Origin of the sequence: Microbispora triticiradicis (assembly GCF_005864065.1) — a bacterium.
Classification (GTDB): domain Bacteria; phylum Actinomycetota; class Actinomycetes; order Streptosporangiales; family Streptosporangiaceae; genus Microbispora; species Microbispora triticiradicis.
The window spans coordinates 67,685-88,635 of sequence record NZ_VANP01000002.1; the positions used below are offsets into that span (position 1 = coordinate 67,685).

Consider the following 20,951-nt stretch of genomic DNA (forward strand, 5'->3'; position numbering starts at 1 on the left):
CGGTCAGGGACGGCCCGCACTGGGCTCCTCAGGGTCCTCCGGGTCCAGGCACCGGTCCGCCTGTGCGCCGTACCCGGCCTGCACCCGTGCGGACAGGAAGCGGGCGGCCTCGTCGAGCGCCTCGTCGGCCTCGTCGAGGTGGCCGAAGTGATTCTGGAAGACATGCGGCACCTGCGGCCAGACCCGCAGCGTGACCGCCACCTCGTCGGCGGCCGCGCGTCCGGCGAGCCGGACGGCATCGTCCAGCAGGAGTTCGTTCGAGCCGGCCTGCACCAGTAGCGGGGGCAGGCCCCGCAGGTCGGCGAACACGGGGCTCGCCAGCGGCTGGGCGGCATCCTGACCCGCCAGGTAGGGGGTGGCGAACGCCTGGATCGCCTGCCGGGTGAAGATCGGGTCGGCGTCCTTCTTCGTGCGCATGCTCTGCCCGCCGAGTGTCAGGTCGGCCCACGGGGAGAAGACGACGGCGCCGGCCGGCTGCGGCAGTCCGGCGTCGCGGGCCGCGACCAGGGTGGCGACGACCAGCCCGCCGCCCGCGGAGTCCCCGGCGAGCACCAGTTCCTCCGGTCGCACACCCCCGTCGAGCAGTGCCCGGTAGGCGGCGAGGCCGTCGTCCACCGCGGCGGGGAAGGGATGCTCGGGGGCCAGCCGGTAGTCCAGGGACGTCGCCCGCAGCCGGGCACGGCGCGCCAGCTGGGCGGTGACTCCCGCGTGCGTGCCGGGCGACCCCAGGACGTAGCCGCCGCCGTGGAAATGGAGCAGCCGCCCGCGGCCGGTGGCGGTGGCCGGGGTCAGGTCGAGCGCGGGACGGCTGGCGAGCACCGTCTCGTGCGCCGCGACGTCGCCGGGCAGGGGCCGGGAGAGTGCCTGGGCGAATCCGGCGCGCTGCTCCGCCAGCGTCGGGTTCGGGGGGGCGGGGGCGTTGCGATGCAGGGCGTCGACGGCCTCGCGCTGCAGGCGGGTCATCCGGACCTCCATGATGTCGGGGGTGAGAGGATGCATTCCGTGGAATGCACATGTGGTCCTCAAGTCGATTCCGCAGAAGATGATTCCCTGGAATCAATTGAATCGGCGGATGTGACGGACATCACTCGCCTGTTCACCGATCTCGTCCGCGTCGAGACCCGCCTGTACAACGCGGTGAGCGACCGGCTGCGCGCCGAGCACGGCATCGGCCTGGGTCAGTTCGAGTTCCTGCAGATCATCGACGGCCGCCCCGGGTGCCGGGTGCTCGACATCGTGCGCGAGGTGGGGATCACCGTCGGAGCCGTGAGCAAGGCCGTCGACCGGCTCGAGAGCGCGGGTCTGTGCGTGCGCGCGGCGCATCCGGAGGACCGGCGGTCCTCCGTCCTCAGCCTCACGCCGGAGGGGTCCCGGCTCCTGGCCGCGGCCCGCCCGACCTTTGAGGCCGAGCTGGCCGCCCGCACCGCCGCCGTCCCGGCCGCCGACCTCGCACGGACCGCCGGGACGCTCACCATCCTGCGCACGGTGCTGGAGGAGCACCAGCGGGACGGGGCCTGAGCCCTGTCCCGCCGGCCGGAACGGGCGAGTCTCAGGGGTGGCCCGGGTGGGAGAGGATGCGCCAGGGCGAGGGAGGCGGCAGGGGCGCCACCTCACGGTCGTGGAAGGCCACCATGTCCTCCGCCTCCGCGTACAGCTCGGCGATGATCTCGGCGCACTCGTCGATCACGGCCGGGTCGGTGATCCGCCGGCCGCCCACGTGCGCCCCCATATCGTCGTAGAGGACCTCGTACATCAGGCCCGGGCCGAGGATGAGCAGCTCGGGCAGGGGTCCGCGGTCCTCCAGGTGCCGCACCGACCGGGCGTGCAGCGCCCTCGCCCGCTCACCCGCCCGGGTGCGGGCCGCGAGCAGGACGATCTCCCATTGCAGGTACGGCGTCGGCGGCGTCTCCACGATCCGCAGGCGGCGTAGCTCCGCCCGGGGCGGGAGGTCGTCGGCGAAGCGCATCTCGCCCATCAGCGCGAGTGCCCGGTCCCAGTCTCCGCTCACCATGGCGACCCAGCTCGGCGTGTCGGGCTCGTGGAAGTGCTGGGCGCGTTCCAGCTTCCACACCACGCCCTCCACCTCGCGTAGGTGCTCGTAGAGCTCGGTCCGGTACTCCGCCGCGTGGAGGACTTCTCCCGCGACCTTTCTGACGTGCTCGAACGCTTCTCCGGGCATGGGGCCTCCTCGGCCGAAGCCGAATAGTGGTCGGAGCGCGCCCGGCCTCGGCCCGGATCGAGGAACGTGGCGCGCGTCGATCTTCCGCGGACGTGTGGCGCGTGTCAGTTCCCCGTCGAGTTGCTGCAGGCGCTCGTCTCCGCGGCGTCCAGCAACCTGATCCTGATCTGCCTCGTCCCCGCCGTTCGCTCGGTCTGCGGCACCACCTCGGGTTCCGGCTCGGCTGCCTGCATATCACCCTCCGTTCATCGGGGTGGCCGCAAACTCTCCCCCGAGGGCGACATGTCGATCGTTGGCCTCCGCCGATGCCGGGTCAAGGCCCAATTCGCGAGCGGCGCGGCCGGTGCCGGTGCCGGGCGAGGCCCAGGACCGTCGTCACCAGCCAGGCCAGGAACAGCAGCTTGGCGACCAGGAACAGCGGCCAGGCGAACCCGGAGACGAACGCGACCACGAGGACCACCGCGGCGACGAGCGGCAGGACCGGTGGCCCGCCCCTCGCGCGCCTCGCGCCCGCCCAGTGGGCCCCCCGGGGCGCGCCCCACGCCGCCCCCCAAGGCGCCGCGTACGGTCCCCGGGCCGCGCCGTACGGCCCCCAGGCCGCGGGGAAGCCGTGGCGGTGGTGGTGACGCCCGGGGTACGGCGATCCGGGCAGGGGAGCCGCAGCCCGGAAGCCGGGCCGGAAGTCGGCCCGGACGTCGGGGAGGAGGTCGGCGGTCACCCGCCGCAGGTCCTCCTCCGTACGGGCGGCGAGGGTGGCGTCGAGGCGCTCGTCGAGTTCCTCGCGGGTGATGCGGCCCTGCGCGAACGCGTCGTGCAGGACCCGCATCACCTCGTCGCGCTCCCTGTCGCCGATGCGCAGGGCGCCGGCGGGGGGCCGGCCGGCCCCGTCGCCATACCCGCCGCCGGTGTCGTCGGGGAATGCCATGGTCACTCCTCGGCGGGGTCGCCGTCGGCGAGGATCCGGTAGAGCTGCCGCCGGGTCTCCGTCAGGACCTGCCTCGCCTGCCTGATCTGCCCGTCGCTGCCCGACTGGGCGATCTGGAACAGCGCCGACGCCGCCTGCCGGGACAGGCCGAACAGCTCGTGGACGTCGTCCCCGATGTCCGGCGTCATCTCCTCCCAGGGAGCGCGCACCTCGGACTCGTGCTGCGCGACGTACTCCCGGCCGGCCTCGGTGAGCTGGAACGTCTTGCGCCCGTCGGTCTCCTCGGCACGGACCAGGCCCTCGTCGCTGAGCTGCTGGAGCGCGGGGTACACCGCGCCCGGGCTGGGCTTCCAGCCGCCCTGGCTGCGCTCGGCGATCTCCTGGATGATCTGGTAGCCGTTGCGCGGCTCCTCCGCGAGCAGGGCGAGGATCGCCGCGCGCACGTCACCCCGCTTGGCCTTGCGGGGCCGCCCGAAACCCCGGCCGCCGAACGGGAAGTTCCCGCCCGCCCACGGCCCGAACGGGCCGCCCGGGCCGCCCGGACCGAAACCGCCCCACGGGCCGCGCCCCCGCATGCCGCCCCTGTGCCGGTGCTCGTGCGGACCGGTCTCCTGATGCTCCTGGTGCCACATGGCCGCCTCTTTCATGTTCGCGTACGCCCGGCGCAGGGCGCGCCGCAGGTGGCGGCGCATCTCGTCGCGGAGCGCGTCCCGGGCGTCCCGGGGGTCGTGGCCGGCCCAGGGCCCGCCGAACGTGTGTGCCTGGCTCATCGCGTGTCCCTTCTTTCCGATCCGTTCTCGATGCCTCAAAGATATATCGAGATTGTTCTCCTGGCGCGAGCGGGGAAGAGTGATGTAGCTCACCCGGAACTTTTTCCGGTTGCGGGGAACACCGGCCGAGACCGTAGCGTTATCTGCCACAGGCGGGATCGTTCTGCTCTGGGAGGGCTGGGGGGTGCTCTTGGAGCGGGACGATCCCGCACCCTTTTCTGGTTGTCGACGTGCAGCCCGATCCACCGGCCGCTTTGGTGGAGGTGGCACGTGGTGGTCTGCCCCCGGGGGCTGTCGGCGCAGCGGCGCAGGTCAGTGCACGGGCCGCGTGGCCGGTGACCGCCGGGAGGTCGCCGATGGTGGCGGAGGTGTGGGCCACGAGCAGGGACCAGCCGCACCCGGTCAGCAGCACCAGCGGGGCCAGCCCCCGCGCCACGGCGGCGTGCCGGGCCCGCGACCGCCTTTGCCCCACCCGGATCGGCTGGGGTCCCGGCGGCGGCTGTGCCTCAACCTCGGCCCGGGCACCCGCTGGCTGGTGGTCGGCGACCGCACCATCATGAGCATCTGCCGCGTCCTGGGCCGCGACCAGGCCGGGCACCTGCCGCCCACCGACGACGTGCGGGCCTACGTCGCCGACGGGCACCCGCTGCGGTGCCTGCGCATCCGGCTCGGCCCCGGCGAGGAGCGTGGCGTACATCGGGACGATCACGATGGTCGAGACGATCAGCGGGTGGTGGTGGAGGAGATCGATGACAGCGCCGACGGGTACGTCGTCACTGACGGTGGTCGGCCGCGGCGTCCCGGTGACCTGCTTGTCGTCGTCGTTGTCTCGCAGGGACGGCACGGCCGTCAGGTGCTCGTGCCCGGTCGTGACCGACCAGGCGATCTTCACCTGGGGGACGCGGCCCGCCAGCCACGACGGCTTACCGAAGTAATACGTGCCGCCGGCCTCGAACGCGGTGAAGCCGATCTCCTCGGCCAGGCGCAGGCCCAGGTCCCACGACAGCTCACGCCGGGACTTACTGGTCCCTGCCGCTTCGGGCGGATCCATAGATGTGGAGCGTCCGCCGTTAGGCATGGATGAACTGGTCGACCACTGGACGGTGCTCAGCGACGAGGCCGACCTGGTCAACTGCCGCGAGATCCGCGATCATCTCGGTTTTCGGGAGTGCTCGGTCGCCGACGCTGACAAGCTGATCGACTGGCTGGCGGTCAACGTCGCGCACGCCGAGCGGCAGTCGGACCGGGTTCGCGAGGAGTTGCTCAAGCAGTGCCGGACTGAGCGGATCGAGCCGCCCACGTCTGGGCGCATCACCCGGATCGTGCGGTCGGCGCTGCACAACGCCGAGGAGACCTGGTTCGCGAAGATCGCGGCCCGGCTGGATGCCGAAGCCACGGCCCGTGTGCTGGCCCTGATCGCCCCTGAAGGCGATGCCGGTGAGGCCCAGCAGGAGGTCGAGGAGGACCAGGCGGACGCGATCGGTGCGTGTCAGTGACTGGGCCCACGTCGCCGGACGGCCCGCGTCCGCACACTCAGCGATCGTGGCCACTCTGATGGTCGCGTCCGGCGGCAGGGATGCCCAGGTCGGGAGGAACTCAGTCGGTCGGGCCAAAAACCTTTTTTGGAGTTGTTTGTAACACTTAGGGGTCTCGGCCCACTTCCTCCTGTCGGAACAAACACCGGGACGAAGGGGGCAGGCGGTGACGGACGATTCTCAACAGTTCACCACCATGTATGACGAGTGCCGCCAGCGAGTATGGGCCTACGTGGTCAGCCAAGCGGGCCGGCAAGTCGCGGACGAGGTGGTGAGCGAGACGTTCGCGATCGCCTGGCGGCGATTCGACGACGTGCCCGACCCCGCGCTGCCGTGGCTGCTCGGCGTCGCCCGCAACGTGCTGCGTGACAACATCCGCGCCGAGATCAGGCGTGAGTCGCTCGCCGCCGAGCTGCGGGCCTGGACCGAAGAGGACCACGCCGAGCGGGTGGCCGAGCGGCTGGCCGTCGTCAACGCGCTGGCCTCTCTGACCCAGGAGGAGCGAGAGCTCCTGATTCTCGTGGCCTGGCAGGGGCTCACACCCCGCGACGCGGCACGTGTCATCGGCTGTTCACCGGCGGCCTTCCGTGTACGCCTGCACCGTGCCCGCAAGCGGCTGGTCCAGGCGATGAGGACGGCCCCGGTGGCCCGCTCCCAGTCCCGAGTGCGCAATCTCAGTGAGGAGTGGTCATGAACCCGATGGAGCAGCTGCGGAAGGCGCGCCCGGCTCACCTCGACACCCCGGTGGACGAGGGCACCAGGGCCGCCGAGCTCACCCACGCCATGGCGCAGTTCAGGCCGGCCAAGCCGGCCCGCGCCAGGAAGATTGCCAAGCCCGTGTGGGGTCTCGGCCTGGCCGGCGTCGCGGCGGCGACCGCCGTCGCCGTCGGGATCACCGCGACCGGTGGCACGACGTCGGCGCCGAGCGCGCCGGCCGTCGCCCAGGGCACGCAGCCCGCCGCCGTCAAGCTTTCCGCGAAGCAGCTCCTCCTGGTCGCGGCCGAGTCGTCGCTGAAGGCCAAGGCGGGCAGCGGCGCGTACTGGTACGTCGAGAGCACGAGCGGCAACGCCGACATCGTGGGCACCAAGGTGCGCTACACGGTGAACAGCCTGGGCCGCAGCGAGACATGGATCGCCCGTTCGCCGAAGGTCGACAGCTGGTGGATCTCGCAGAACCTGGGCACCAAGCCCGCCCCCGGCTCGGAGGCCGCCTGGAAGCGGGACGGCTCGCCGACCACGTGGTCGGTGAAGGTGGCGAAGAGGGGCGCCACCGGCAAGAGGGTGATCGACTCCAAGGCCGGAAAGCCCTTCGGTAACCCGATCAACGTCGGTGACAAGGTCGCCGACCTGGCCGGGAAGAACGTGTCGTTCGCCGAACTCCAGACGCTGCCCACCACCGCGGCCGCGCTGAAGGCGCGCCTGCTGCAGGGGTACGCCGGTCACGGCACCGAATCCAACGACCCGCAGGACGCGGACGCCTGGCTCTTCCAGGTGACCTCTGGCCTGCTGAGCAGCATGCCCGTCAAGCCGGCCGTCCGGGCCGCGGCCTACCAGGTGCTCGCCGGTCTGGACGGCGTGCGGTCCCTGGGCGAGGTGACCGACGCCCTCGGCCGCAAGGGCCAGGGCATCGGCAGGGCGGAGAACTGGCCCAACGGCCAGTACGAGCGGCAGATCATCGTCGACCCGCAGACCGGCGTCCTGCTGACCGACCAGATCGTGGCCGTCCACGCCGGCGGCCAGTGGGCGGGGGCGAAGCCGGGCACCGTCGTCAACTGGAACGCGATCACCAAGGCCGCGTGGACGGACGACAAGCCGGTCAAGCCGTAACGGCCGGATGATCGGACTCCTCTGACAGGGGCCCCACCGGACGCCGGCGTCGGCATCCGGTGGGGAGAGGAACGGGGACACCGGGACTTCGAACGCGGTCCGGTCGGCGAATCAGAGCTCGCCCCTCTGAATCGCTGCCCAGGACCGAGTTCGAACCTTTTGCGGAGCAGGCCGGCCGCGCATGCCGAACAGGAAGCGGGTCGGTCGCGTGCGGCGCACCAGCAGGTCGTACGCGATGACGGTCAGGATGAGCGAGGCTCCGACGATCGCGAGGTACTTGACCCCGATCGGCGCGTCCCAGCGGACCACGCCGTACGCGACGGCGACGACGATCGGCTGGTGCAGGATGTACAGCGGCAACACCGCGGCGGCCAGGGAACCGTACAACCGCTTCCCCGCACCGGGCCGCGAACTCGCGCCGGCTTAGTCGGTCACGCTGTGCGGGGATCACGGGCAGCGTTCCGGGAGGGTGGCCGTGCGCGTACGACCTGTGGCGGAGACAATCGCCTTGCCGATCGCGTCGCAGGGTGTCGGCTTGTCCTGCGGGTGAGCTGGCAAGCGGGGGTGTCGCTTATCAAGACCCTTCGGACGTAGGCGTAGGCGCGGACGTTGTAGGTGACGTCGTAGGCGTCGCCCTCGGGGATGGACTCGACCATGGTGAGGGCCGGTGTCTCGCGCCCGACGACCATGATCCACGGTCAGTCCTCCACCGGGAGCTGGGCGGCGTCGAGCGCGAACCACGAGATCAGCTGCGGCATTGGGTTGGCGCCGGCCGGGGTGCAGGGGCCGAGCTCGTCTTCGAGCATTTGCAGTCGGGGGGCAAGTGCTCGGCGAGGTGGTCGGTGACGGCGCGGGAGGCGCCTTCGAGGCCGATCACCGCGGCCGCCCGGGCCGGTGCAGGGCCGCGCCGGCGGTGCGGCGGCGGTGGAGGGCCAGGGTGGTGATGAGCACGTGGCGGCCCGCTAGGCCGCGTTCTTCGACTCCGGGACTGCCGCGGCGCCGATGACGCGAGCCCGACACAGGTACGGCCTCGTGGGCGCTTCGCGGATTTTGTCGGTGCTTTGCCGTACAGTCTCAAGGCGTGATCTTGACATGATGGGGCACTCGCACGCCCTCAGCGGGGCGGCGGTGTGGCTCGCGGTCGCGCCGGCCCTGGTGGCGCTGCCGGGCGCGGTGGGCCATGCGGAACTGGCGACGCTGACGGGCCCGATCCTCACCCCGCCGGAACTCGTCGCGGGGGCCGTGGTCTGCGCGGGCGCGGCCATGCTGCCCGACCTCGACCACCCCAGCGCCACGATCGCCCAGACGTTCGGCCCGGCGACCTACCTGCTGAGCAAGGGCGTCAACTTCGTGAGCGGCGGGCACCGGCACGCGACGCACTCGTTGCTGTTCAGCGTCGTGACCGGGGTGGGCGCGCACCTGCTCGGCGACCGCTACGCGGTGGGCCGCGACATCCTGGTCGTCCTGATGATCGGCCTGGCGCTGCGCGCCGTGGGGCTCGGCGTGCCCGGCAAGACGCTCACCTCCGCGGTGGTGAACGTCGGGATGACCGCCGCGCTGTTCCTGACGTTCATGACGCTCGGGGTCACCTACTCCTGGCTGGGGATCGCCATCGGGGTCGGCTGCCTCGTGCATGTCATCGGCGACTGCCTGACCGAGCGCGGCTGTCCCGTCTTATGGCCGATCAAGGGGCGCTGGCTCCTGCCGTTCGACATCGGCATCAAGACCGGCAGGGCGTTCGAGAAGCAGTTCCTCGGCCCGGCCCTGTCGATCGTGGTGATCGCGCTGCTCTGCCTGCGGCTGATGCCCGCCTGAGCGCGGGCCGGCGGCCTGCGGAGGCGCGAAATTCGGGCACCTACTCATAAGTAACTTGATGTCGAGATATCCGGGGAGATATCTTGATGTCGAGACATCCTCGCGCCGCACAGGTAAGGGCGACCTTATTGTCAGGAGTGTTCCTTCGGTGCGGGAGGATGCATAGCGAACTTGTGAACAAGCCCGGAACCCTGGGGAGGCGAACTTCGTGTCCGCGAACAGCTTCGGCAGCCGTGACACGCTGCGCGTCGGTGACGCGTCATACGAGATCTACCGGCTGGACGCCGTCGAGGGGTCGGCGCGCCTCCCGTACAGCCTGAAGATCCTGCTGGAGAACCTGCTGCGCACCGAGGACGGCGCGAACATCACCGCCGACCACATCCGCGCGCTCGCCGGCTGGGACCCGAACGCCACGCCGAGCGTGGAGATCCAGTTCACCCCGGCCCGAGTGATCATGCAGGACTTCACCGGCGTCCCGTGCGTGGTGGACCTCGCCACCATGCGTGAGGCCGTCCGCGACCTGGGCGGCGACCCCGCGAAGATCAACCCGCTGGCCCCCGCCGAGATGGTCATCGACCACTCGGTCATCGTGGACTACTTCGGCCACCCCGACTCCTTCCAGCGCAACGTCGACCGGGAGTACGAGCGCAACCGCGAGCGCTACCAGTTCCTGCGCTGGGGCCAGACGGCCTTCGACGAGTTCAAGGTCGTGCCGCCGGGCACCGGGATCGTCCACCAGGTCAACATCGAGCACCTGGCCCGGGTCGTCATGATCCGTGACGGCCGGGCGTACCCCGACACCTGCGTGGGCACCGACTCGCACACCACGATGGAGAACGGCATCGGCGTCCTCGGCTGGGGCGTCGGCGGCATCGAGGCCGAGGCCGCGATGCTCGGCCAGCCGATCTCCATGCTGATCCCCCGGGTGGTCGGGTTCAAGCTGACCGGCAAGCTGCCCGCCGGCGCCACCGCCACCGACCTCGTGCTCACGATCACCGAGATGCTGCGCAAGCACGGCGTCGTCGGCAAGTTCGTCGAGTTCTACGGCGAGGGTGTCAGCAGCGTGCCGCTGGCCAACCGCGCCACGATCGGCAACATGAGCCCGGAGTTCGGCTCCACCTGCGCCATCTTCCCGATCGACGGCCAGACGACCGACTACCTCACGCTCACCGGCCGCTCGCCCGAGCAGGTCGCGCTGGTCGAGGCGTACGCCAAGGAGCAGGGCCTGTGGCTCGACCCCTCGGCCCCCGAGCCCGTCTTCAGCGAGTACATCGAGCTCGACCTGGCGACCGTCGTCCCGTCGATCGCCGGGCCGAAGCGCCCGCAGGACCGCATCCCGCTGTCGGACGCCAAGTCGGCCTGGCGCGCGGCGGTGCGCACGTACGTCACGGACGAATGCATCGAGGGCCCCGCCGACGAGGCGTCGGCCGAGTCGTTCCCGGCCTCCGACTCGCCCGCGATCTCCCACAGCGGGGCGGGCGACGTGCCGCACGCCGTGCGGCGTAACGGCGAGCGGCCGCACCGCCCGACGCGGGTCACGCCGGCGGACGGCGCCTCGTTCGAGATCGACCACGGCGTGGTCACCATCGCCGCGATCACCTCCTGCACCAACACGTCCAACCCGTACGTCATGCTCGGCGCGGCCCTGCTCGCCAGGAACGCCGTCGACAAGGGCCTGGCGCGCAAGCCGTGGGTGAAGACCTCCCTCGCCCCGGGCAGCCAGGTCGTCACCGGCTACTTCGAGCGGTCCGGCCTCCAGCCGTACCTCGACAAGCTCGGTTTCAACCTGGTCGGGTACGGCTGCACCACCTGCATCGGCAACTCCGGCCCGCTGGACCCGGAGATCTCCGAGGCGATCCAGGAGAACGACCTGGCGGTCACCGCCGTGCTGTCGGGCAACCGCAACTTCGAGGGGCGCATCAACCCCGACGTCAAGATGAACTACCTGGCCTCGCCGCCGCTGGTCGTGGCGTACGCGCTGGCCGGGACGATGGACATCGACCTGAACAACGAACCGCTCGGCGTCGGCGCCGACGGGCAGCCGGTCTTCCTCAAGGACATCTGGCCCGCGCCCGAGGAGGTCGCGGCCGTGGTGTCCGAGTCGATCGGCCAGGACATGTTCCTGCGCGACTACGCGGACGTGTTCAAGGGCGACGAGCACTGGCGGTCGCTGCCGATCCCGACCGGTGACACCTTCGAGTGGGACTCCGACTCGACGTACGTCCGCAAGGCGCCGTACTTCGACGGGATGCCCGCCAAGCCCGAGCCGGTGACGGACATCAGGGGCGCCCGGGTTCTCGCCAAACTGGGCGACTCGGTCACGACCGACCACATCTCGCCCGCCGGATCGATCAAGGCCGACACTCCGGCCGGTCGCTACCTGCGCGAGCACGGCGTCGAGGTCAGGGACTTCAACTCCTACGGCTCCCGCCGCGGCAACCACGAGGTGATGATCCGCGGCACCTTCGCCAACATCCGGCTGCGCAACCTGCTGCTGGACGGCGTGGAGGGCGGCTTCACCCGCGACTTCACCAAGGGCGGGGAGCAGGCGTTCATCTACGACGCCTCGCAGAACTACCAGGCCGCCGGCATCCCGCTGGTCGTCCTGGCCGGCAAGGAGTACGGCTCGGGCTCGTCGCGCGACTGGGCGGCCAAGGGCACCGCGCTGCTCGGCGTCCGCGCCGTCATCGCCGAGTCGTACGAGCGCATCCACCGGTCGAACCTGATCGGCATGGGCGTGCTGCCGCTGCAGTTCCCCGAGGGCGAGACGGCGCAGTCGCTCGGCCTGACGGGCGAGGAGACCTTCGACATCGTCGGCGTCGAGGAGCTCAACGCCGGCGCGACCCCCGCCACCGTGACCGTGCGGGCCGGGGACGTCGAGTTCCAGGCCGTGGTGCGGATCGACACCCCGGGAGAGGCCGACTACTACCGCCACGGCGGCATCATGCAGTACGTCCTGCGCTCCCTGCTCGCCAAGAGCTGAACCACGTCCTTGCCGGACACGGCGTCGTCCTGGGCGGAATCCAGTCCCGTCCAGGACGACGCCGTCGTCCTACAGCATGTCGGCGACCCAGTCGGTGATCTCCGACATCACGTCGGGCGGGACCACTCCGATTCTTGTGCCGAAGCGTTCGGGTGAGAGCGCGCGGATCTGTTCGACCATCGCCCAGCTCGTCTTCGGCAGCCCCGTCTCCTCAGGCGTCATCTCGATGTGCGTGTCCCAGTCGCGGAACCGCGTCGTCAACGGGACGGCAAGCACGGGATCTCGCACAAGCCTGTTGAAGATGTCGTTGCTGACGACGACGGCGGGCCGCTTGTACCCTTGCTCGCGGCCGATCGGCTCGCCGAGGCTGGCCCACCAGATATCGCCTTGCCTAGCCCTCAATTCCTCTCCTCAGGTCCGTCGGGGAGATCTTCGGGCAGATCGAGCAGACCTTCCCAATCGGGGGCGATGCGATTCGACGGAGGGCCGAGCCACAGGTCGCGCTCCGCGACGTACTCCGCCCAGCTTTCGGGGTCTTCCCTCCGCGTCCGCTCCATCTGCGCCGCGACACGCTGCCAGCGGAGCTTCTTCCTGTGCTCCTTCACGGCGTCCTCGACCAATGCGGTCATGCTCTTGCCTTCCTGCTCCGAGAGGCGCGCTATCAGGTCCCTGATCTCGACACTGACCCGGATCGTCGTGTGGCGTTGCTCGCTGCTCATACCGCGAGGCTACGATCCTGTCTACAAAGGGGTCTACAGAAAGCGCTATGGCGCTGTCGCTGTGAGGGAGTCTACGGACCCTGTGATTACTCTCGCAACATATAGTGATTACTGACGGTGATTGTCTAGGCTTCCGGGCCGGATAACCGGTTGCCGCGACGCGGGGAGCCCCCGCTAGGGTCCCGCCATGGATCACGAGGCGGCATTGCTGCTGGTCGCGGGAGTGGCCGTCTTCGCCGGGGCGGTCGTGCAGGGCGGGGTGGGGTTCGGCCTCGGCCTGGTGGCGGCTCCCGTGATCACTCTGCTCGACCCGACGGTGATGCCCGGCGCGGTGCAGGTCGTCAACATGACGATGCCGCTGTTCACGCTGGCCCGGGAGTGGCGCCGGACCGAGTGGCGGGGCGCGGGCTTCGCCCTCCTCGGCAGGCTGCCGGGAAGCGCCGCCGGGGCCCTGGTGATCGTCTACGTCAGCACGGCGACGCTGGGCGTGCTGGTCGGCGTCATGGTGCTGGCCGCGGTGGTGCTGACGGCGCGCGCCGTCGCGGTGCCCCGCAACGGCGCGACACTGACCGCGGCCGGGTTCCTGTCGGGCATCACCGGCACTGCCACGGGGATCGGCGGGCCGCCGATCGCCCTCGTCTACCAGAGCGCCCGCGGCCCGGAGATCCGGGCGACGCTGGCGACGTTCTTCTGTTTGAGCGCCGCGCAGTCGCTCGTCATCCTCGGCCTCCTCGGCAGGCTGCCGGCCCGCGCACTGGTCGCGGGGGCGGCTCTGGTGCCGTTCGTCCTGCTCGGCCACGCCGCGTCGGGGCCGCTGCGGCGCTATCTCGACGGCGGACGGGTGCGCGGGGCCGTCCTCGCCGTGGCGGCGGTCTCCGCGTGCGCGCTCCTCGGCCAGAGTCTCGCCCGGTGAGCGCGCACGTGCCCCGAGGACGGCGGCCCGCCCCGTGAGGGCGGGCCGCCCGGCGGGTCATACCCCGGTGACGGTCCACAGGTTGTTGGTGTTGGTGTTCGGCGTCCACATGCCGACGTTGGAGCCGGCGCTGGTGTAGCCCATGCCGTCGAGGGAGGTCCCGGTGCCGCGGTTGATGATCTGGGAGCGGCCGTTGCCGACGTCGTTGAGGCGCCACTGCTGGTTGTTGCCGCCGTTCCAGGCCGACTGCCTGGCGTTGGCGCCGTTGGCGGTGTTGCCCCAGCTGTCGACGACCATGCCGTTGGTGCGGTTGACGATGCGGTACCAACCGCCGCCCAGGTCGACCAGCTGCCACTGCAGGTTGTTGCTGCCGTCCCAGTTCCACTGCTTGAGGTTCGACCCCGACGCCACGTTGCCGCCGCTGTCCAGCACCAGTCCGGTGGCCACGTTGGCGATCCGCACGTAGCCGGTCGGGGTGCCGCCGGAGCCCAGTGAGGGGATCTGGCCGTTGAAGGTCAGCTTGACCACGTACGCGGGTGCGGTGAACGGGGCGTTGGACGAGGGCATCGAGATGTGCAGGCCCGAGCCGTCCTGGGTGCGGTTGGGCAGGTTGGTGTACTGGCCCGCCGACGAGCCGAGCAGCTGCACCGAGGCGAGGTTGCTCAGGCTGATCCGGTTCGAGCCTAGCGTCGCGATGTTCAGCGTGGCGCCCGGCCAGCCCAGCACCGTGGCGTACAGGACGGTGTTGTCCTTGCTGCGGGTGAACCGGATGTCCTGCGCGGTGCCCGCGCGCGGGGTGGTGAAGGAGCCGCCGCCCATCTGCGTGGGCCCCTCGCCGAAGGCCGCCCAGGCCCGGGTGGCGTAGATGGACTCGCCGAAGCGCTTGAGGTAGTCGCCGATGCCCAGCAGGATCGACCGCTGCCCGGAGGGGATGGTGCCGTCGGCCATGGGCGCGATGTTGAGCAGCATGTTGCCGTTCTTGCTGACCCGGTCGATCAGCGAGTGCAGCATGGCGTTCAGCGAGTAGTAGCCGATGCCGTTCGTGTAGCACCAGCTGGAGCTGGAGATGCTGTCGTCGGTCAGCCAGTAGGGGGTCTGGATGCCCGCCGGGCCGCCGCGCTCGTAGTCGACCACCTCGCCCCGGGTGTTGTACCCGTCCTTGTAGGTGGCGACGACGTCCTTGTTCCAGGCGACCGCCTGGTTGTAGTAGTACGACAGGAAGTTCAGCCGGTACGACTCGGGTATCTGGCTGAGGTTGAAGTCCTCCCAGATGACGTCGGGCTGGTAGCCGTCGATGATCTCCTTGAGCTTGTCGTACCAGAGCTGGTATTCGGTGGTCTTGTCGAGCTGGCCGTACAGCTTCTTGAGGCTGGTGCTGGACTGTGACGGCACCCATTGGTAGAAGCCGGTGAAGTTGTAGGCGTGGTGCATGGCCACCAGCAGCTTCAGGCCCTTGGCCCGGATGGCGTCCGCGTGCAGGCGCAGCAGGTCGAGCTTGGGGCCGGTGGCGACCGAGTTCCACTCGTTCACCCTGCTGTTCCACATCGAGTAGCCGTCGTGGTGCTCGGCCACCGGCCCGGCGAACCTCGCGCCGGCGTCCGCGAAGAGCTGCGCCCACTCGTCGGGGTCGAAGTTGCCGCCGGCCGACTTCAGCTTCGGTGCGAACTGCACCCAGTTGCCGGCCTTGTCCCGGGCGCCGTTGATGAAGTTGTGGTACGGCCACGCCGACGGGTCGCCGTAGACGCTCTTGTGGTGGTTGTTCTCGTTCGACCCGCTGTTGTACATGTTGCGCGGATACCACTCGTTGGCGTACGCCGGGACGCTGAAGACGCCCCAGTGGTAGTAGATGCCGAACTTCGCGTCCTGGAACCATTCGGCGGCCGGCGGGTGCTGGTCGACCGAGGACCAGCTCGCGCTGTAGCTCTGCGGGCCGGCGGTGGCCCACGCGGGGCCGGCTTTCAGCACACCGGCGGCCGTGGCGACCGCGGCCGAGGCGAGCAACTGGCGGCGGCTCATCCGGAACGAAGGCGAAGACATGGGCGTGCCTTTCGGTGGAGGGGGTCCTGTGGGTGCCGCGCACGAGGGTTACTGCTAAGACATGGGATGTCTTTGTAGGACGGGCCGGGAGGCCTGTCCAGACCCAACGCGACCGGCGGCCCCTCACCGGTGCCTGTCCCACCGTCCGCCGCGCTGCCGGAGGGGGGTCAGGCCGGACCCCTTCGGCGACGTTCGCGCATGCCCCGGGCCCTGGCGGCCGGCGCCGGCCCGCTCTCGTAGTCCGCGCCACGGCGCCGGGCCCGGGATGACGGCCGGCCTTACAAAGGCATGGGATGTCTGTAAGTTTCACGGCGCGCTCTCGCCACCGGTGCGGTCACTCCGGCGGCTCGTCCGCGAGGCCGGGCACCGGACGGCCGAGGTTCTCCCTGAGCCAGGTCTCCGTGGTGTTCACGTGCAGCAGCGCGGCCGCCTGGGCGAGGGGCGCGTCGCCGTCCGCGAGCGCCCGGTAGATGGCGGCGTGCTCGGCGATCGTCCGGCCGGCCGCGTTCTCCACCACCAGTCCGCGCCACACGCGGGCGCGGAGCGTCCGGCCGGCGATGCCGGCGAGCAGGGCGCACAGCGATCGATTGCCCGTGGCCGCGAACACGGCGCGGTGGAAGGCGTCGTCGTGGTGGTTGAGCAGCTCCACGTCGTCCTGGGCGGCGATCATCGCGTCGAGGTGGCGTCCCACCTCCGCGAGCTGGGCGGCGGTGATCCGGGTGGCGGCCAGGGCCGTGGCCACCGGTTCGAACAGCCGCCGCACCTCGGTGATCTCAAGAAGGTCGTCGCCCCGCATCATCTCCACGGCGAGGCCGACGCCCTCCAGCAGCAGTTCCGGCTTGAGGCTCGTGACGAAGGTGCCGTCGCCCCTGCGCACCTCCAGCACGCGGGTGGTGACGAGAGAGCGGACGGCCTCCCTGAGCAGGTTGCGGGACAGTCCGAGCTCGGCGGCCAGATCCTGCTCCGGCGGCAGCCGCGCGCCCGGGGGCAGGGTCCCGTCCTTGATGAGCTGCCGGATGCGTTCGATCGCCTGCTCGGTCAACGACATACCCGAATCTTCGTACGCGGGGGTCGTGAACAGCCACACGGCCCAGTGCCGCGCCGGCCCGGGAGCGCCGGATATGGGACGGCCGGAAAGGGGCGGCGGCGCGCCGAGGCTCACGGAAGGTCACGTCGCACCCTCCGGCGGTGGTGGCAAACATGCGATGTATTCGGCCCGGCCTCCCCACCCCGCCAAGCCACGGAACCGGTTGCACTCCGGCCGGGGAGCAGGACTTTAACCCCGAATTTCAGGGGTTTCGGCGATTCCGACGCCGGGAGGTCTGGACACTGACATGGTTTTGGCCATAGAAAGACATCCCATGTTCTGTCAATAATGAGCACGTACGAGGGCAGCCTCGCCGGAGGCTCGCGCGTCCCTGGCGCGGGCCCGATCGAGCCCGCGGGCGCGGTCGGTCACGGCAGGCCCGTCGTGGCGATGCAGAAGGAGAGACTATGAGACGCAGACGCTTCGGGGCCGGGCTGATTCTGGCCATGTCGGGTTTCCTCGCCGCCGCGTGCGGGGGGAACGGCGGTTCCGGGGGCGAGGGGAGCGCGGCTTCCGGCGGGACGGACACGGCGGCGAAGACGGTGGTCGGCGTCGACTACCCGCGGTCGGACACCGACTTCTGGAACTCCTACATCCAGTACGTGCCCAAGTTCGCCGGCGAACTGGGCGTCGACCTCAAGACCACCAACTCCCAGAACGACGTGGCCAAGCTGGCCGCGAACGTGCAGACGCAGATCGGCCAGGGCGTCAAGGCCGTGGTCATGGCGCCGCAGGACACCGCCGCGGTGGCCCCCACGCTGCAGCAGCTGGAGGGGAAGAAGATCCCCGCCGTGCTGGTGGACACGCGCCCCGACACGGGGAACGCGTTCATGGTCGTGCGCGCCGACAACCGCGCGTACGGCGAGAAGGCCTGCAAGTTCCTGGGCGAGAAGCTTCAGGGCAAGGGCAAGGTGGTCATGCTGGAGGGCGACCTGGCCTCCATCAACGGCCGTGACCGCACCGAGGCGTTCAACGACTGCATGAAGCAGAACTACCCCGGCATCACGGTCTTCGGCGAGGCCACGAAGTGGGACGGCGCCGTGGCCGCGCAGAAGCTCTCCACGAGGCTCACGGCGAACCCGGACATCAAGGGCGTCTACATGCAGTCGAGCTTCGCTCTCGCGGGCACGCTGCAGGTGCTGAAGCAGCGGAACATCCTGGTGCCGCCGGACGACCCCAAGCACGTCTTCGTCGTCTCCAACGACGGCATCCCGCAGGAGCTCAAGGACATCGCCTCCGGGAACATCGACGCCACCGTGTCGCAGCCCGCGGACCTCTACGCCAAGTGGGCGCTGTCGTACGCGCAGGCGGCGGCCGAGGGCAAGACCTTCCAGCCGGGCAAGACCGACCACGACAGCAACATCATCGAGGTGCGGCCCGGTCTGCTGGAAGACCAGCTCTCCGCGCCTCTGGTCACCGCGGACGGCGGTACGTACGGTGACATCCCCAGCGTCAAGCACGACGACAAGTCGCTGTGGGGCAACAACCTGAGCTGAGAGGCATGACAATGGGCGATTTCGCGGCAGGGCCCGCGAGCCCTTCGCCCGCCCGCGACGGCGAGCCGGTCCACGCCGGCCCGCCCGTCGCCGAGGCGGAACGCATCACCAAGAGATACGGCGAGACGACGGCGCTGGACCGCGCCCACATCACGATCAGGCAGGGCGAGACCCACGCGCTCGTCGGCCGCAACGGCGCGGGCAAGTCGACGCTGGTCTCCATCCTCACCGGCCTGCAGGCGCCGGACGAGGGCGAGGTCCGCTTCGCCGGTGCGCCCGCGCCGCGGTTGTCCGACCGCGACGCGTGGCGGGAACGGGTCGCCTGCGTCTACCAGAAGTCCACGATCATCCCTGAGCTGACCGTGGCGGAGAACCTGTACCTGAACCGGCACGATCGCAACCGGTTCGGGCTGGTCGGCTGGAAGGGCGTGTGGCGGAAGGCCGCCGAGCTCCTGGAGGCCTGGTCGGTGGACGTCGACGTCCGCCGGCCGGCCGGGGAGCTCGGCGTGGAGCAGCGGCAGTTCGTGGAGATCGCCCGGGCGCTGTCGTTCGGCGCGCGGTTCATCATCCTGGACGAGCCGACCGCGCAGCTCGACGGCGCGGCGATCTCGCGGCTCTTCGACCGGATGCGGGCGATGCGGGACCAGGGAGTGACCTTCCTGTTCATCAGCCATCACCTGCAGGAGATCTACGAGATCTGCGACACGGTCACCGTGTTCCGGGACGCCCGGCACATCCTGACCGCGCCGGTGGCGGACCTGCCGCAGGGAGAGCTGGTCGCGGCGATGACCGGTGAGGCGGCCGGCCTGCGGGAGCACGCCGTGCGCCCGCCGGTCGCGGCCGAGGCCCCGGTGGTTCTCGACGTCCGGGGCCTGACCGACGGCGACGTCTACAAGGACGTCGACCTGCGGGTCCGCGAGGGGGAGATCGTGGGCCTGGCCGGTCTGGGCGGCAGCGGGAAGACCGAGCTCGCCGAGACCATCGTGGGGCTGCGGGCCCCGCAGGCCGGGACCATGGAGGTGGCCGGTGAGCGCCCGCGACCGGGGAGCGTGCCGGACTCGCTCGCCGCGGGCGTGGGATTCGTCCCCAGGGACCGGCACCACCAGGGGCTCGTCCCGCTGATGTCGATCGCCGACAACACCACGATGACCGTGCCCGAGCGGCTCGGGTCGGCGGGCTTCGTCAGCGGCCGCCGCAAGGACGCGCTGGCCCGCCAGATGATCACCAATCTGGCGATCAAGACCCCCGGCCCGGACCTGCCGGTCTCCGGCCTGTCCGGCGGCAACCAGCAGAAGGTGGTGATGGCCCGCGCCCTGGCGAACGACCCCCGCCTGCTCGTGCTGATCACGCCGACCGCCGGGGTCGACGTCCGGTCGAAGGAGTTCCTGCTCGAAAAGGTCGAGGAGATCGCCGGGAACGGCACCGGCGTCGTGATCGCCTCCGATGAACTTGACGATCTGCGGCTGTGCAACCGGGTGCTCGTGCTGTTCCACGGCCGGGTCGTCGCGGACCTGGCCGCCGGCTGGCACGACCACGAGATGGTGGCCGCCATGGAAGGAGTCGACCTCGATGCCTGAGACCACCGCCGCCCACCCGGGGACGGGGCACCCGCAGGGCTCGGCGCCGCCGGAGAACGCGGGAACGGGAGGGCGTCGCTCCCCGATTCCGCTGGCGCGGCTCCGGGACTTCGCCCTGGTCCCCGCGATCATCGTGATCGCGATCGTCGGGCAGATCGTGAGCCCGATCTTCCTGCAGGCCGACAACCTGATCAACATCCTGCAGACGATGTCGGAGATCTCGCTGCTCGTCCTGGCACAGACGCTCGTGCTGGTCGCCGGCCGGATGGACCTCTCGCTGGAGTCGACCTTCGGGCTGGCTCCCGGCGTGGCCGCCTGGCTGACGGTCGCGGCGGGGGCGGGACACGGGCTCGGGCTGCTGTCCGGGGCGTGGGCGATCCCGATCACCCTCCTGGTCGGGGTGCTCGTCGGAATGGTGAACTCGCTGTTCATCGTCCGCTTCGGGCTCAACGGCTTCATCGTCACGCTGGGCATGCTCATCGTGCTGCGCGGCCTCCTGACGGGCATCTCCGGCGGGCAGACCTTCTTCAACCTCCCCGAGTCCATGACCTACCTCGGCTCGACGATGTGGCTCGGCGTGCCCGCGTCGATCTGGATCTGCCTGCTGCTGTTCGCGGCCGGCATCGTCCTGCTGGGGTTCACCCGGTTCGGCCGCGCGCTGTACGCCATCGGCGGCAACGTGGACGCCGCCAAGGCGGCGGGCATCCGTACCGACCGGGTGCTGTGGATCACGCTGATCTCCGCCGGCGCGCTGGCCGCGCTCGGCGGGCTGATGCTGTCGGGCCGGCTCGCCTCCGTCGCCGCCTCCCAGGGGAACGGAGCGATCTTCACCGTGTTCGCGGCCGCCGTCATCGGAGGGGTCAGCCTCAACGGCGGCAAGGGAACGGTGTTCGGCGCGTTCACCGGCATCCTGCTGCTCTACATGATCCAGAACGTCCTGACGCTCGCGGGCGTGCCCGCGCAGTGGATCGACGCGCTCAACGGGGCGATCATCCTCACCGCCCTGGCGATCTCCCGGCTGACCGGGGGCAAGTCACAGAACTGAGGGGGTTCCGGCAGCCCGGGCACGGCTGCCGGAACGCCTTCGC

At 70.5% G+C, this 20,951-nt stretch carries 22 protein-coding genes; 11 read left to right on the plus strand and 11 right to left on the minus strand.

Features of this window, described 5'->3' with window-relative positions; all coding sequences use genetic code 11:
- Positions 1-3 precede the first annotated feature (3 nt).
- Positions 4-963 carry an alpha/beta hydrolase gene (locus tag FED44_RS05450; protein WP_138459971.1) on the minus strand — a complete coding sequence of 320 codons (960 nt, stop codon included), beginning with the start codon at positions 961-963 and terminating at the stop codon, positions 4-6.
- Between the two features lie 111 nt (positions 964-1,074).
- Between FED44_RS05450 and FED44_RS05455 the strand changes: the two genes are divergently transcribed.
- Positions 1,075-1,518: a MarR family winged helix-turn-helix transcriptional regulator gene (locus tag FED44_RS05455; protein ID WP_138459972.1), complete on the plus strand. Its 444-nt coding sequence runs from the start codon at positions 1,075-1,077 to the stop codon at positions 1,516-1,518.
- Between the two features lie 31 nt (positions 1,519-1,549).
- Here FED44_RS05455 and FED44_RS05460 read toward each other — a convergent pair whose 3' ends face one another.
- The 5 genes from FED44_RS05460 to FED44_RS05475 all read right to left on the minus strand — a co-directional run bounded on the left by FED44_RS05460 (position 1,550) and on the right by FED44_RS05475 (position 4,925).
- On the minus strand, positions 1,550-2,179 hold the full coding sequence (locus FED44_RS05460; RefSeq protein WP_111698072.1) for a DUF6879 family protein: 630 nt from the start codon (positions 2,177-2,179) through the stop codon (positions 1,550-1,552).
- A gap of 104 nt (positions 2,180-2,283) precedes the next feature.
- The gene (locus FED44_RS38005; protein ID WP_259402306.1) at positions 2,284-2,412 is read right to left on the minus strand and encodes a hypothetical protein; all 129 of its coding nucleotides are present in this window, start codon (positions 2,410-2,412) and stop codon (positions 2,284-2,286) included.
- Between the two features lie 80 nt (positions 2,413-2,492).
- Entirely contained in the window at positions 2,493-3,104 is a 612-nt protein-coding gene (locus tag FED44_RS37095; protein WP_244301739.1) for a DUF1707 SHOCT-like domain-containing protein, read from the minus strand.
- Positions 3,105-3,106: 2 nt separating this feature from the next.
- Positions 3,107-3,874 carry a PadR family transcriptional regulator gene (locus FED44_RS05470; RefSeq protein ID WP_111698071.1) on the minus strand — a complete coding sequence of 256 codons (768 nt, stop codon included), beginning with the start codon at positions 3,872-3,874 and terminating at the stop codon, positions 3,107-3,109.
- 139 nt (positions 3,875-4,013) lie between these two features.
- Complete coding sequence (locus tag FED44_RS05475) at positions 4,014-4,925, minus strand: hypothetical protein (RefSeq protein WP_138459973.1); 912 nt, start codon at positions 4,923-4,925, stop codon at positions 4,014-4,016.
- A gap of 25 nt (positions 4,926-4,950) precedes the next feature.
- On the opposite strand from FED44_RS05475, the gene FED44_RS05480 reads away from it, so the two are divergent.
- The 3 genes from FED44_RS05480 to FED44_RS05490 all read left to right on the plus strand — a co-directional run bounded on the left by FED44_RS05480 (position 4,951) and on the right by FED44_RS05490 (position 7,236).
- The gene (locus FED44_RS05480; RefSeq protein WP_138459974.1) at positions 4,951-5,370 is read left to right on the plus strand and encodes a DUF4158 domain-containing protein; all 420 of its coding nucleotides are present in this window, start codon (positions 4,951-4,953) and stop codon (positions 5,368-5,370) included.
- Between the two features lie 205 nt (positions 5,371-5,575).
- Complete coding sequence (locus FED44_RS05485; RefSeq protein ID WP_244301740.1) at positions 5,576-6,103, plus strand: RNA polymerase sigma factor; 528 nt, start codon at positions 5,576-5,578, stop codon at positions 6,101-6,103.
- Positions 6,100-7,236, plus strand: coding sequence for a CU044_5270 family protein (locus FED44_RS05490; protein WP_138459975.1), 1,137 nt, complete (start codon positions 6,100-6,102; stop codon positions 7,234-7,236). Before FED44_RS05485 ends, FED44_RS05490 begins: the two co-directional genes overlap by 4 nt.
- Before the next feature lie 111 nt (positions 7,237-7,347).
- Here FED44_RS05490 and FED44_RS05495 read toward each other — a convergent pair whose 3' ends face one another.
- Positions 7,348-7,623, minus strand: coding sequence for a hypothetical protein (locus FED44_RS05495; RefSeq protein WP_208758844.1), 276 nt, complete (start codon positions 7,621-7,623; stop codon positions 7,348-7,350).
- A 705-nt stretch (positions 7,624-8,328) separates the two neighbouring features.
- Between FED44_RS05495 and FED44_RS05500 the strand changes: the two genes are divergently transcribed.
- Positions 8,329-9,051, plus strand: coding sequence for a metal-dependent hydrolase (locus FED44_RS05500; RefSeq protein WP_111698065.1), 723 nt, complete (start codon positions 8,329-8,331; stop codon positions 9,049-9,051).
- 208 nt (positions 9,052-9,259) lie between these two features.
- Complete coding sequence (locus FED44_RS05505) at positions 9,260-12,034, plus strand: aconitate hydratase (RefSeq protein ID WP_111698064.1); 2,775 nt, start codon at positions 9,260-9,262, stop codon at positions 12,032-12,034.
- A 69-nt stretch (positions 12,035-12,103) separates the two neighbouring features.
- Here the strand turns inward: FED44_RS05505 and FED44_RS05510 are convergent, their stop codons facing one another.
- Both FED44_RS05510 and FED44_RS05515 read right to left on the minus strand, forming a co-directional pair.
- Positions 12,104-12,436, minus strand: a complete 333-nt coding sequence (locus FED44_RS05510; RefSeq protein ID WP_208758845.1) for a type II toxin-antitoxin system PemK/MazF family toxin — start codon at positions 12,434-12,436, stop codon at positions 12,104-12,106.
- Complete coding sequence (locus FED44_RS05515) at positions 12,433-12,753, minus strand: type II toxin-antitoxin system TacA family antitoxin (RefSeq protein ID WP_111698063.1); 321 nt, start codon at positions 12,751-12,753, stop codon at positions 12,433-12,435. Before FED44_RS05515 ends, FED44_RS05510 begins: the two co-directional genes overlap by 4 nt.
- 187 nt (positions 12,754-12,940) lie before the next feature.
- Here FED44_RS05515 and FED44_RS05520 point away from each other — a divergent pair, with 187 nt between their 5' ends.
- Positions 12,941-13,666, plus strand: a complete 726-nt coding sequence (locus tag FED44_RS05520) for a sulfite exporter TauE/SafE family protein (RefSeq protein WP_111698062.1) — start codon at positions 12,941-12,943, stop codon at positions 13,664-13,666.
- Positions 13,667-13,723: 57 nt separating this feature from the next.
- Here FED44_RS05520 and FED44_RS05525 read toward each other — a convergent pair whose 3' ends face one another.
- Positions 13,724-15,703, minus strand: a complete 1,980-nt coding sequence (locus FED44_RS05525) for an alpha-L-fucosidase (RefSeq protein WP_138459976.1) — start codon at positions 15,701-15,703, stop codon at positions 13,724-13,726.
- Between the two features lie 334 nt (positions 15,704-16,037).
- On the minus strand, positions 16,038-16,751 hold the full coding sequence (locus FED44_RS05530) for a FadR/GntR family transcriptional regulator (protein ID WP_111698060.1): 714 nt from the start codon (positions 16,749-16,751) through the stop codon (positions 16,038-16,040).
- 327 nt (positions 16,752-17,078) lie between these two features.
- Here FED44_RS05530 and FED44_RS38010 point away from each other — a divergent pair, with 327 nt between their 5' ends.
- The 4 genes from FED44_RS38010 to FED44_RS05545 are packed head-to-tail and all read left to right on the plus strand — an operon-like array spanning position 17,079 to position 20,908.
- Complete coding sequence (locus tag FED44_RS38010; protein ID WP_259402304.1) at positions 17,079-17,201, plus strand: hypothetical protein; 123 nt, start codon at positions 17,079-17,081, stop codon at positions 17,199-17,201.
- A complete protein-coding gene (locus FED44_RS05535; protein ID WP_165900480.1) occupies positions 17,198-18,286 on the plus strand; it encodes a sugar ABC transporter substrate-binding protein in 1,089 nt (362 codons plus the stop codon). The genes FED44_RS38010 and FED44_RS05535 overlap by 4 nt, the downstream gene beginning before the upstream one ends.
- Positions 18,287-18,291: 5 nt before the next feature.
- Positions 18,292-19,863, plus strand: coding sequence for a sugar ABC transporter ATP-binding protein (locus tag FED44_RS05540; protein ID WP_138459977.1), 1,572 nt, complete (start codon positions 18,292-18,294; stop codon positions 19,861-19,863).
- Complete coding sequence (locus FED44_RS05545) at positions 19,856-20,908, plus strand: ABC transporter permease (RefSeq protein ID WP_111698058.1); 1,053 nt, start codon at positions 19,856-19,858, stop codon at positions 20,906-20,908. The genes FED44_RS05540 and FED44_RS05545 overlap by 8 nt, the downstream gene beginning before the upstream one ends.
- The last annotated feature ends 43 nt before the right edge of the window (positions 20,909-20,951 follow it).

Coding starts and splice junctions, on each gene's coding strand:
- FED44_RS05450 (WP_138459971.1), bottom strand. CDS start 963: ATGACCCGCCTGCAGCGCGAGGCCGTCGACGCCCTGCATCGCAACGCC.
- FED44_RS05460 (WP_111698072.1), bottom strand. CDS start 2,179: ATGCCCGGAGAAGCGTTCGAGCACGTCAGAAAGGTCGCGGGAGAAGTC.
- FED44_RS38005 (WP_259402306.1), bottom strand. CDS start 2,412: ATGCAGGCAGCCGAGCCGGAACCCGAGGTGGTGCCGCAGACCGAGCGA.
- FED44_RS37095 (WP_244301739.1), bottom strand. CDS start 3,104: ATGGCATTCCCCGACGACACCGGCGGCGGGTATGGCGACGGGGCCGGC.
- FED44_RS05470 (WP_111698071.1), bottom strand. CDS start 3,874: ATGAGCCAGGCACACACGTTCGGCGGGCCCTGGGCCGGCCACGACCCC.
- FED44_RS05475 (WP_138459973.1), bottom strand. CDS start 4,925: ATGGATCCGCCCGAAGCGGCAGGGACCAGTAAGTCCCGGCGTGAGCTG.
- FED44_RS05480 (WP_138459974.1), top strand. CDS start 4,951: ATGGATGAACTGGTCGACCACTGGACGGTGCTCAGCGACGAGGCCGAC.
- FED44_RS05490 (WP_138459975.1), top strand. CDS start 6,100: ATGAACCCGATGGAGCAGCTGCGGAAGGCGCGCCCGGCTCACCTCGAC.
- FED44_RS05500 (WP_111698065.1), top strand. CDS start 8,329: ATGATGGGGCACTCGCACGCCCTCAGCGGGGCGGCGGTGTGGCTCGCG.
- FED44_RS05515 (WP_111698063.1), bottom strand. CDS start 12,753: ATGAGCAGCGAGCAACGCCACACGACGATCCGGGTCAGTGTCGAGATC.
- FED44_RS05520 (WP_111698062.1), top strand. CDS start 12,941: ATGGATCACGAGGCGGCATTGCTGCTGGTCGCGGGAGTGGCCGTCTTC.
- FED44_RS05525 (WP_138459976.1), bottom strand. CDS start 15,703: ATGTCTTCGCCTTCGTTCCGGATGAGCCGCCGCCAGTTGCTCGCCTCG.
- FED44_RS05530 (WP_111698060.1), bottom strand. CDS start 16,751: ATGTCGTTGACCGAGCAGGCGATCGAACGCATCCGGCAGCTCATCAAG.
- FED44_RS38010 (WP_259402304.1), top strand. CDS start 17,079: ATGAGCACGTACGAGGGCAGCCTCGCCGGAGGCTCGCGCGTCCCTGGC.
- FED44_RS05535 (WP_165900480.1), top strand. CDS start 17,198: ATGAGACGCAGACGCTTCGGGGCCGGGCTGATTCTGGCCATGTCGGGT.
- FED44_RS05540 (WP_138459977.1), top strand. CDS start 18,292: ATGACAATGGGCGATTTCGCGGCAGGGCCCGCGAGCCCTTCGCCCGCC.
- FED44_RS05545 (WP_111698058.1), top strand. CDS start 19,856: ATGCCTGAGACCACCGCCGCCCACCCGGGGACGGGGCACCCGCAGGGC.